Origin of the sequence: Sphaerospermopsis kisseleviana CS-549, assembly GCF_028329225.1 — a bacterium.
GTDB lineage: Bacteria > Cyanobacteriota > Cyanobacteriia > Cyanobacteriales > Nostocaceae > Sphaerospermopsis > Sphaerospermopsis kisseleviana.
The window spans coordinates 1-11,066 of record NZ_JAQMTI010000030.1 but is presented as its reverse complement, the minus strand read 5'-3'; the positions used below and the strand labels follow the sequence as shown (position 1 = coordinate 11,066).

Here is an 11,066-nt window from a genome sequence, read left to right as displayed (position 1 = left end):
GGACTGGGGACTGGGGACTGGTGACTGGTGACTGGTGACTGGGGACTGGGGAATGGTGACTGGTGACTGGTGACTGGGGACTGGTGACTAAAAGAACTTTACCAATTACCAATTACCAATTACCAATTACCAATTACCAATTACCAATTACCCATTACCAATTTTTCATAACAATTAATCTTCAAAAAACATGAATTCTGAATCAAAACTTTCTCAAACAGCCAATTCGTCTTTTTCAATGGACGATTTTGCCAAAGCACTGGAAAAACACGATTACCAATTTCAAAAGGGACAAGTTGTACATGGTAAGGTGTTTCAACTTGACCATGATGGCGCTTATGTTGATATTGGTGGTAAATCCTCTGCTTTCTTACCGCGAGATGAGGCTTCGTTGAGAGCAGTAACTGATTTATCGGAAGTGTTACCGATGAATGAGGAACTAGAGTTTTTGATTATCCGGGAACAAGATGCGGAAGGTCAAGTTACTCTTTCTCGCAAGCAGTTGGAAATTCAGCACATTTGGGAAAAATTATCCCAAATGCAGGAAAGTTCCCAAACAGTACCAGTGCGGGTAATCGGTGTCAATAAAGGTGGTGTTAACGTTGAAGTTCTTTCTCTGCGGGGTTTTATTCCGCGATCGCATCTAGCCGAACGTGATAATTTAGAAGCACTTAAAGGTCAAACTCTCACCGCTGGTTTTTTAGAAGTAGACCGCAATAACAAAAAACTGATTCTTTCCCAACGTTTAGCGGCTCGTTCTAGCAACTTTAGTTTATTAGAAATTGGTCAATTAGTCGAAGGCAAAGTTACAGGTATCAAGCCTTTTGGTGTATTTGTAGATTTAGATGGTGTTAGCGCCTTACTTCACATTAAACAAGTCAGCCAAAAATTTATTGACTCTTTAGAAAAAGTCTTTCAAATAGGTCAGCAAGTTAAAGCTGTAATTATTGACTTAGATGAAGGTAAAGGTCGAGTTGCTATTTCTACTAGAGTATTAGAAAACTACCCCGGTGAAGTTGTAGAAAATATGGCAGAAGTCATGAACTCCGCAGAAGCTCGTGCTAACAGAGCAGCGAATAAAGCAGAATAGGTCATGGGTGATGGGTGATGGGTGATTGGTGAAATTATCGTTAATCTCCTGACTCCCAACTCCCAACTCCCAACTTCTTGATCTCCCAACTCCTTGATCTCCTTATGGATAAATTACCTGAAAGCAAGTCTCAGCTATCATCAGGCGGTGGTTTACCAGTGATTCAATACTGGGTAGAACAAACATTAACACCCCAAGGGTTAAAATTATGGCAAACCCTGAATCATAAAAGCGCCTGTTTATCCTGTGCGTGGGGTACGGGTGGACAAAAAGGGGGTTTTGTTAATGAAGGGGGAGAATATTTACAACGTTGTGCTAAAAGTGTAGAGGCTATATCAGCCGAATTGCAACCAGGAATAAAACCAGAATTTTTCCAACAATATAATATTAATGAATTACAAAAACTGACTTCTCAAGAATGCGATCGCTTAGGTAGATTAACTTATCCTCTGATTCTCAGATTCGGATCTTCCCATTATCAACGCATTAGCTGGGAAGAAGTTTATCAAATTGCAGCACAAGCTTTTAGTATAACACCAGAAAGAATCGCTAGTTATAGTTCTGGACGTTCATCAAATGAAGCTGCTTATTTATTACAATTGTTAATGCGATCGCTAGGTAGTAACAATCTAGCCGACTGTTCCGATTTATGTCACGCCCCCTCAACAGTAGGCTTAAAAAAAGTTTTCGGTTCAGGTACATCAATGGTAAGTTTAGAAAACCTCAAACACAGTGATTGTGTAGTATTAATAGGTTCTAACGCACCAGCAAACCACCCCAGATTAATGAACGAATTAATCAAATTGCGGGAAAGAGGTGGTAAAGTAATTATTATTAACCCCCAAATAGAAATCGGTTTAGTTAAATTTGCCTCCCCTGCATTTCCCATCAAATCATTACTCACAGGTGGTTCAGATATCTCAACCTTATATTTACAACCTATTCCCGGTAGTGATGTAGCCTTATTTATAGGGTTACAAAAATCATTAATTGAGCAGAATTTAGTTAACAGAGAATATCTGCAATCCTATACAACAAACTGGGCAGAAATTGTAGAATATGCAAATAACACAACCTGGGAAAATATCACCCAAACTTGCGGTTTATCTTATGAAGAAATCACCGCTACTGCTTCTTTAATCGGTAAATCATCAAAAGTAGTTTTTGCTTGGGCGATGGGTGTAACCCAACAAGAAAACGGAGTTGATAACATATTAAGTATAGCAAATACCGCCTTAATTACAGGAAACGCGGGTAAAATTGGATCAGGAACAATGCCCATTAGAGGACATTCAAACGTCCAAGGATTTGGATCAATGGGTGTAACTATTCACTTGCAAGAAGAAATCAAACAAGCACTATCAAAATTACTAGGAAAACCTCTCAGCGAAACACCTGGTTATCATACCCGTGATTTAATAGCAGCAGCAGAAAATAGTCAAGTAGATACTCTCTTTTGTTTAGGTGGTAATTTGTATGCAGCAAACCCTGATTTACAACAAGCAAAACAAGCATTATCGCAAATAGAAACCATATTTTATGTATCTACCAAACCCAACTTAGGACATTTTCACGGACTAGGAAAAACCCAGACTTTAATATTACCAGTTTTCAATCGTTTTGAAAATCCCCATAAAACCACAACAGAATCAGGTAATAATTTTGTGAGGTTAAATGATGAAGGTAAAAGTCATTTACAACCCCATAATTCTCATTTGATTTCCGAAATAGAATTGATCACAGAAATTGCCTATCGTCTACATGGGGAAAATCCAATTAATTGGCGAAAACTACAAGATACTGTTTATATTAGAGAACTAATTGCTAAAACTATACCTGGTTATCAAAAAATAGCAGAAATTGATAAAAACAAAGAAGAATTTACCATTGCAGGGCGAATTTTTGCAGAACCGAAATTTAAAACCCCTGATGGTAAAGCCCAGATGTTTGTAACACCCTTACCCCAATTATTAACACCTAAAAAATCAGATTTTGGCATTGAGGAAAATCAGCCAGGAATTGTATTGATATTAGGAACAGGGCGAAGTTATGGACAGCATAACACCGTAGTTTATAAACAAGAAGATAAATATAGAAATATGCCCCATCGTCATTGTATTTTGATGAATAATTTGGATATTAAAAAAGCAGGATTTCACCCACATCAACGAGTGAAGGTTAAAGGAAATGGGGGAGAATTAGAGGATATAGAAATTATTTGTGGTGCAATTCGTGAAGGGGCGGCTTTTATGTTTTATCCTGAAGCAAATATATTATTTAAGGGGAAAATTGATCCGAAAAGTGGCACACCTGCATATAAAAGAGTTCCGGTTTTTGTTTATCAATAAAATCTCGTTTCCTGTTTTCAGATTTTTTATTTCTCACGCAGAGGCGCAGGGAACGCAGAGAAATGAGGGTTTAAGATATACTTGGAGAAGATATATTTTTTCTTCTAATTTCTAGACTTTTATTTCTGTTACCTGTCACCTGTCACCTGTTATAATCTTAAAAACTCTATCAGTAGTGGATAAAGTAGAGAAAACTATGGTTGAGCAACTTTTAATCCAGGATATTGATCATTGTGATATACCGGATGCCAACCTGCTAGTTACAGAAGATGATACACAAACGGGTTATTTGTATGGTTACTAATACTTTGACATTAAACTTAAATAGTGTTGATCTTACCGATGATCAATTTTATCAACTATGTCAAAAAAACAGTGATTTAAAATTTGAACGCACAGCAAAAGGAGATTTAATTATTATGCCACCAGTGGGGGGAGAAAGCGGGAATCGAGAAGCAGAAATGATTGCCGATTTAGTTTTCTGGAATCGTCAAACAAAATTGGGTTATACTTTTAGTTCTTCGACTATATTCAAATTACCAAATGGGGGCGATCGCTCTCCTGATGCTGCTTGGATTAAAAAAGAACATTGGGAAGCATTAACCCCGGAACAAAAACGCAAGTTTCCTCCCATTGCACCAGATTTTGTGATTGAATTAAGATCAGCAACAGATAATATAGAAACTCTGCGTTCTAAAATGCAAGAATATATGGATGCAGGGGTAAAATTAGGATGGTTGATCAATCCTCAACAGCAACAGGTAGAAATTTATCGTTTAGGAAAAGATGTAGAAATCAGAAATTTACCGACTGAGTTATTAGGTGAAGACATATTACCTGGATTTATTTTGAATTTAGATTGTTATTAACATTTATTTGTAAAGTAATTTTTTATCAAGGTAATTTTCAATTTAACTATGATCGGGTAGTAGACTAGCACGACAAAAGGAGTATCTATGGCAACAATTACTATTCGCAATATCTCTGATGAGTTAGTGGAGCGCATTAAACGTTTAGCAGCACAAAAGGGGGTTTCTATGGAGCAAGAAGTCCGCGATTTGTTGCAAAAACGCTATGGGCAAAGAGATGAAGTGCTTACTCGTATTCGTCAACGGGCGGAAGTGTTACCAATGGAAGCGGAAAGTCGGGTACAGTCTTGGAAGTCAGAAGGAAGACTCTGATGGTAATTGATACGATGGTATTTGCTTATGCCCTGTTGCGCGTAGAATAAAAGTATTAACAGGCGATCGCTGCTTTAGAATCTGTAGATCAAATTATCGTACCTGATTCGTTGTTTGCTGAGTTGGGTAATGTGATTTGGCAATGGATACAATTTCGACAATTACCATTGCAAATAGGTTTAGATTCCATGCTGGATGCTGAGGCATTAGTTGATGTGATAATTTCTAATTCTCAAATTCGGGATATTGCTTTAAAACTAGCAGTGGAATCAAGTCATTCCTTCTATGATACGTTATTTGTGGCAGCAGCAATTCAATCTGTCAGGTATTAACCTATGATCAAAAACTAGCCACTAAATTTGGCCATTACGTTCTCTTGTTGGAATAAGTTAGGATCAGTTAATAGAGTCCTCAAATAGTGGATAAAATCATGGTTGAGCAACTTTTAATCAAGGATATTGATAATTGCGACGTACCAGATGCCAATTTGCTAGTTACAGAAGATGATACACCAGTGGATAATCTCGCATCTGCCAAACAACAACGTTTATTAGTCGGTTCTCTTTACAGTGCTTTGCAAAATCAGGTTTTTTTAGCTGAAGCTAATGTTGGTGTTTACCATACCTATGGTGAACCTGCCATAGTTCCCGATGTATTTGTGAGTTTTGATGTAGAAACACCGCAAAATTGGTGGGAAAAACAAAATCGTTGTTATCTGGTTTGGAAATTTGGTAAAACCCCAGAAGTAGTGATAGAAATAGTTTCTAATGAAGATGGTGGGGAATTAGATAAAAAGCTAAAAATTTATGAAAAAATGCGGGTTTATCATTATGTCGTCTATGATCCTAATCTAAACTTAGGAGACAAAGTTTTAAGAGTTTATAGTCTCAAAGCCAGACGATATGTAGAAACTACAAATAATTGGTTAGAAGAAATTGGTTTAGGTTTAACTTTATGGGAGGGAGAATTTGAAGGTAGGAATGATACTTGGTTACGTTGGTGTGATCAAGATGATAATGTTTTAATGACTGGTGATGAAAGAGCAAAACAGGAAAAACAACGGGCTGAAAATGCTGAACAACGCGCTCAATTATTAGCAGAAAGATTGAGAGCTTTGGGTGTAGATCCTGATAGTATTTAATCAATATTTTATATGATCTCGTTCCCAGTCTCCAGACTGGGAATGCTATCAGGAGTCTCTGACTCCGGTTAAATATCATTTTTAATATTGAGATTAATCCAATAACAGCAAACTGCTATCATCATGATTGGCTTATATGGGAATAAGAAATAAAGACAAACGAACCACTCCAGACGCAGAGAAAGCAGAGAAATAAAATAAAAATAGTCGGTTAAAACCGACTTGAGCTTTTAGACAGGGAATTTATTCCCTGTCTTATAAAATATTAATCCCCATCCCCAATATCCCGCTTAGGCGATCGCTTATAAGTAAAGGTAAAACTCTCACCACTAGCAATGACTTTCCGCATCTCATCATACATCGGATAATTACCGACACCACTTAAATTTGCCCAACCCCGCGCCCTCGTTAACGCAACAAACAACTGGTTACGAAAACTTACATCACTTTCATTCCGTGCAACGTGATCAAAACCCACCACATAAACCATATCTGCTTCATGGCCTTTTGCGCGAGTAATACGAGAAACCGTCACCCCACCATCACACCAAAATTTATCAGGATCATTATTGGGATATTGGGGAACTAAATCATTTAATTTTAAAGCAGTGGGAATATAAACATCAATGTCCTGTTCCATTAAAAAACTTGCAACAGATGTTTCTAACTCCATTACTTCCAAAGGTGAACCTAAAACTAAAACCAAAATATCCCGACTGGGGTTAAGTCCATCATGGACAATATTGTGCATTATCTTTTCTGATAAAGCAGTCATTTCTGCTTCATGAGAAGAAAAAGTTTCAAATTCTAAAACCGGTTCTCCCCACAGTTCAGGAATAGGGTTTGGTGAAAATTCAGGTTTTCTAGTAATAGTAATTGGTTGACCAACTCGGCGAAAATCTCCTTTTACTTCATAACCAATTCTATGCCAATCTTCTTTATTTGTAATTCCTGTTAACATTCCTTCAGGACGTAATAAACCCATTCCCATTGCATGAGCAGCAGTTAAAATTTGCCCGGGTGTGCGATAACAACGACGCATTACTTCAGAACGTTTAATACCTCCAGAATATAGAGGTTGTTTATTCAATAAATTACTTAATTTTTCCCCAAAAACTTCCTTAGCTTTAGGAACTACTAAACTATCTAAACTTTGCGCTTCATCATAAGCCCAAATTAATCTTTTTTCTTCGGTTTTATCTTCACTTACTGGTTTTAATGCTTGATAAGCTAACCAATAAATTGCTTGTTTATCTTCATATTTTAAATCATCATCTGCTACTAAATCTTGACCTTCATCTATCAAAATTGCATCAAACATTGGTTCAATTTTGATTTCTTCTAAAAGTCGTTTACTTAAATCTATTAACCCCCGGTTTGGTTGTCTTTCCTTAGTATTCTGGACTGTTCCCGGTCTTTTTCCGTGATATTCACAAATGGTACTGTATAAACCAGGTTGTTCTTTTGCACCCCAAGCATGAAGTACCTGTAATTTTAAATTTGTTTTGGGATCATAGTGCATTTCTCCACAACTAAAACGCCGTATCCATTGATCCAATAAACCAATCATTAAATCATATAAGGAACGGGTAAAAAATACTAAAGCAATATCCCAATCTGGATGTTTCAAGTGCATACTTGCGGCTTTTTGACAGAGTAAAACTGTTTTTCCTGAACCTGCAATACCGCGAATACGTTGGGGACCGGGAGGAATTTCTTTACCGATATGTTCCTGTTGTAAATCTATTTCATAGAGTTTTTCTCGTAAACTGTCAATAACAGCAGAACGGGTTTTTCCTATAGTTGCAACTCGTTCACGGGGAGGTTTACGCAATACGGGAGTACCGCCAACTACCGAAAGTAATAATTCCCAATCTTTATCTTCGATATTTTCACCAGGAATGATAATATTAGCTTGGTTAATGCGTTCTATTAAACCAGCTTTACCTAATTGATCTTGAAAAATAATTGGCGGAATATCGGGTAATTCATGAAAACCTTTTTCTTGCCATTGTTGTGATGTAATATGCGGTAAGGCAATGATCGCTCTACCGTTAATTTTTCTCCAAAGTGCAGCTTCTCTATCACTATAGGATATGATTGATCGCAGTTGATGTTCTACAATTTGATAGGGATTGATTTCGGTAACGTCACTATTTTGCAATTGCCAAGTTTGCCTGTTAATATTAGTAATCTGGTCAATATTTAGAGATTGAACAGCAATGACTAATACTCCAAATTCTCGATCAACTATTAATATATCCGGTTCTTTTCTGGTTTCTCCTACTTTGAAAAAAATAGGATACCGCCAATATCCAATGCAGTTTCTATCTGCAAATGCACCCCGTACAGCATCCCATACTTTCTGCTCTCCGTCTTGATTTTTTATAGCTTCGGTAGTGATAAATTTGCTACCCTGTTCTTCGATGCCTACAGCCATTTGTTTTACCTGTATAAGATGGTTAATACTGTTAAGCTAACACTATCTATAGCTTGTGAACAGTGAGATTATACGGATATGGGTTTTTCCGTATTTTTAACTATAAATTTACGGGTTTTCTCAAAAAAATGTGAATTTGTGTAAGTTACTGTCAGTACAATATTGATCAGAACATAGTCAGAACATAGGTTGATGCATACACTGGTATCTAGTACAAATTTGAAAGTATTCGTCATCTATCTCTATCTTCTCTAATCATTTCTGTACTATCTCGCAACTTAAAATCTGCTGGATTTGAACGACGAATATTTTGGGTTTCTTCTAATAATTTCAAAATTTTAGTACATCTTCCTGATTCTATTTGCTGTTGTTCTATTTCTAATGCTGTTTGTAAAAGTAGTACAATTTGAGATTCTATAGAGTTATGTTCAGCCTTAGCTAGTTTTACTATTTGTTGATATAATTCATCGGGTAAATTGATATTGTTAAGAGTAGTCATTCTGAAAAATCCTCAAGTTATTATTTTTTATTGTTAATGATTATAACATAAATACTCTACACTCACATCTATTTGTTTTGTTATATTTTTTATTTTCATTTTTATTTTTACTTTATTTATGTTAAAATCAACATATTATAGTTATAGTGAAGACGATTATGTTAAATTACGATTTGCGTCAATGTCTTCCATCTTCTGCGGAACTTCCTGACTCTGATGATACTCCAGTGGATAACGAATTACAAAACCTAATTCCTAATTTATTAGAAGCAATTTTAGCTTTAGTTTGGCAAAATAGAAATGATTGGTTTTTTGGTGTGGATATGAGTATTGACTATGCACCAAGTAAACCACCTTTAGTTCCTGATGGTTTTTTGAGTTTGGGTGTAGAACGTTTTATTGGTGAGGAAGGAAGGTTAAGTTATGTACTGTGGGAAGAAGATAATATTCCCCCTATTTTTGCTTTAGAAGTTGTGTCTAAAACCTACGGGGGCGAATATGAAAGAAAGAAAATTGACTATGCAAAGTTAGGAATTTTATATTATGCAATTTATGTCCCTAATCGTCAATGTCGGCGAAAACGTCAACCTTTGGAGATTTATAAATTAGAAAATCATCAATATATTTTACAACCTCAAGGGCAGTTATGGATGCCAGAAATTGGTTTAGCTTTAGGAAGAGAAAGGGGTACTTATTTAGGGAGAAATAGAGAATGGTTATACTGGTATAATCAACAAGGTGAAAGGTTGCTAACTCCTGAAGAGTTTGCACAACGAGAAAAACAACGTGCAGATCAGGAAAGATTAAAAGCGGAAAGGTTAGCGCATAAATTACGAGAATTAGGAGTTAACCCAGATGATATTTAATTAGTAGTTATATATCCCCAGATCCCCGACTTCTGCGAGCAATTTACATTTTATTTACAGGTTAATTAAAGAAGTCGAGGATCTTATCATTAGTATCTATTCCATTTCTATTCTGATTTAATAAATTTTCCCGTAATTTCAGGAATTTGCTCATTTTGTTTGTTCATACCTGGTAACATTGCAGTATGAAAAATCAAGATAGAAATTAATGTGAACATCACCCCAAATAAAATCATATCTGTTCCTGAACGACTAGAAATACTCACAGATGAATTATTTATTTTTCCATTTGATAAAGGTATTGTTTTCTGTACAGATGGGGGTTTTTGTAAGTCTTTAATTATTTCCTCCGCTGATTGATATCTGGTATCTTGATATTCATCAATCATTTTACATAAAATCTCTTTTAAATCATCGGGAATATTAATATCCCTATACCAAGTATCAGTTAAATTCTCAGGTTTTAATCCCGTAATTAATTCAATTATTGTTATTCCCAGTGCATAAATATCACTATTTTTTTCTGGATAACCTCTCATTTGTTCTATGGGTGCATATCCACGGGAAAATATATTAGTACCTGGTGTTTGTAATTTTGTATCATTGGGATTTTCTGCTTTGACTGCACCAAAATCTATTAAAAATAACTTGTCCTTGTCATAATGATCTATCATAATATTATCAGGTTTAATATCACGATGGATAATACCTTTTTTGTGAATATAATGGAGTATTTTTAAGATATCTAGGAGAATTTTTTGAGATTTTTCAATACTCAAATTTTTATCTTTATGCAGTTTTTCCCTTAATGTTTCACCATGAATATATTGTTGTACTAAGTAATATTGTTGATTTTCTGCGATATAATCTACAAAATCAGGAATTTGTTGATGATGCAACTTTTGTAAAATTTCTTTCTCATCATTAAACTTGCGTTGAGCGATCGCTATTTTATTTGGCTCATTGCTAGAAAATGTCAATTGTTTAACCGCGTACCTTTTTCCATACTGATCCACTGCTAAATAAGTTGTCCCAAAATTACCACTTCCTAAAATTTTGAGCAGTTGATATTTTCCACCAATATTATTCATATAGCACCACCATCACAGAGATGATCCCCTTCTTCATCTTCAGCATCAGCAAAGATTAAGAAATTTTACTTAATCTATACTATACCAAATATGCTATGATTGGTGAAATTTACCTTGGTTGATTTATTAAGTATTTTTACGGTAATGATTCAGGGGTAAGATCCCCGACTCCTGTGAATAAACCATAATTTCTTGTGAGGCGTAAATGCCTCAACTGGCTTTCATCCGATACAAAAAAGCTAACTAATGCTAACAAAAGTTGGCTTTTTCTTCCTGTTTCACCAGTTCGACTACGCTCACTGAAATCCTAGCAGTGTCGGCACTATCTAGTCCACAGGCTAACACGATCAATCTGACCGCTTCTTGTTTTAAATTAATCGCAGCGTTTAAATCTCTGTCAATCTCAAAGC

At 35.7% G+C, this 11,066-nt stretch carries 10 protein-coding genes and 1 pseudogene; 8 read left to right on the top strand and 3 right to left on the bottom strand.

The genetic code is table 11. The features are described 5' to 3' along the window. The first annotated feature begins 190 nt into the window (after window positions 1-190). The 7 genes and pseudogenes from PN497_RS02630 to PN497_RS02605 all read left to right on the top strand — a co-directional run bounded on the left by PN497_RS02630 (window position 191) and on the right by PN497_RS02605 (window position 5,760). Entirely contained in the window at window positions 191-1,090 is a 900-nt protein-coding gene (locus PN497_RS02630; protein WP_096570063.1) for a S1 RNA-binding domain-containing protein, read from the top strand. Window positions 1,091-1,194: 104 nt separating this feature from the next. After that, entirely contained in the window at window positions 1,195-3,438 is a 2,244-nt protein-coding gene (locus PN497_RS02625; protein WP_096570062.1) for an FdhF/YdeP family oxidoreductase, read from the top strand. 196 nt (window positions 3,439-3,634) lie between these two features. Next, window positions 3,635-3,715 (top strand): annotated as a pseudogene (locus tag PN497_RS25855) (Uma2 family endonuclease); the annotation flags it as partial. A 16-nt stretch (window positions 3,716-3,731) separates the two neighbouring features. Continuing rightward, complete coding sequence (locus tag PN497_RS02620; RefSeq protein WP_096570060.1) at window positions 3,732-4,307, top strand: Uma2 family endonuclease; 576 nt, start codon at window positions 3,732-3,734, stop codon at window positions 4,305-4,307. A gap of 87 nt (window positions 4,308-4,394) precedes the next feature. Next, a complete protein-coding gene (locus PN497_RS02615) occupies window positions 4,395-4,619 on the top strand; it encodes a FitA-like ribbon-helix-helix domain-containing protein (protein ID WP_096570058.1) in 225 nt (74 codons plus the stop codon). 131 nt (window positions 4,620-4,750) lie between these two features. Continuing rightward, complete coding sequence (locus tag PN497_RS02610) at window positions 4,751-4,951, top strand: PIN domain-containing protein (protein ID WP_272109531.1); 201 nt, start codon at window positions 4,751-4,753, stop codon at window positions 4,949-4,951. A gap of 98 nt (window positions 4,952-5,049) precedes the next feature. Beyond that, complete coding sequence (locus PN497_RS02605) at window positions 5,050-5,760, top strand: Uma2 family endonuclease (RefSeq protein ID WP_096570056.1); 711 nt, start codon at window positions 5,050-5,052, stop codon at window positions 5,758-5,760. Between the two features lie 265 nt (window positions 5,761-6,025). Here PN497_RS02605 and PN497_RS02600 read toward each other — a convergent pair whose 3' ends face one another. Both PN497_RS02600 and PN497_RS02595 read right to left on the bottom strand, forming a co-directional pair. Beyond that, on the bottom strand, window positions 6,026-8,200 hold the full coding sequence (locus PN497_RS02600) for a DEAD/DEAH box helicase (RefSeq protein ID WP_096570054.1): 2,175 nt from the start codon (window positions 8,198-8,200) through the stop codon (window positions 6,026-6,028). A 232-nt stretch (window positions 8,201-8,432) separates the two neighbouring features. Then, window positions 8,433-8,699 carry a hypothetical protein gene (locus tag PN497_RS02595; protein ID WP_096570051.1) on the bottom strand — a complete coding sequence of 89 codons (267 nt, stop codon included), beginning with the start codon at window positions 8,697-8,699 and terminating at the stop codon, window positions 8,433-8,435. A gap of 158 nt (window positions 8,700-8,857) precedes the next feature. Between PN497_RS02595 and PN497_RS02590 the strand changes: the two genes are divergently transcribed. Continuing rightward, the gene (locus tag PN497_RS02590) at window positions 8,858-9,565 is read left to right on the top strand and encodes a Uma2 family endonuclease (protein ID WP_096570049.1); all 708 of its coding nucleotides are present in this window, start codon (window positions 8,858-8,860) and stop codon (window positions 9,563-9,565) included. Between the two features lie 107 nt (window positions 9,566-9,672). Here PN497_RS02590 and PN497_RS02585 read toward each other — a convergent pair whose 3' ends face one another. Continuing rightward, window positions 9,673-10,656, bottom strand: a complete 984-nt coding sequence (locus PN497_RS02585; RefSeq protein WP_096570047.1) for a serine/threonine-protein kinase — start codon at window positions 10,654-10,656, stop codon at window positions 9,673-9,675. Between the last annotated feature and the right edge of the window lie 410 nt (window positions 10,657-11,066).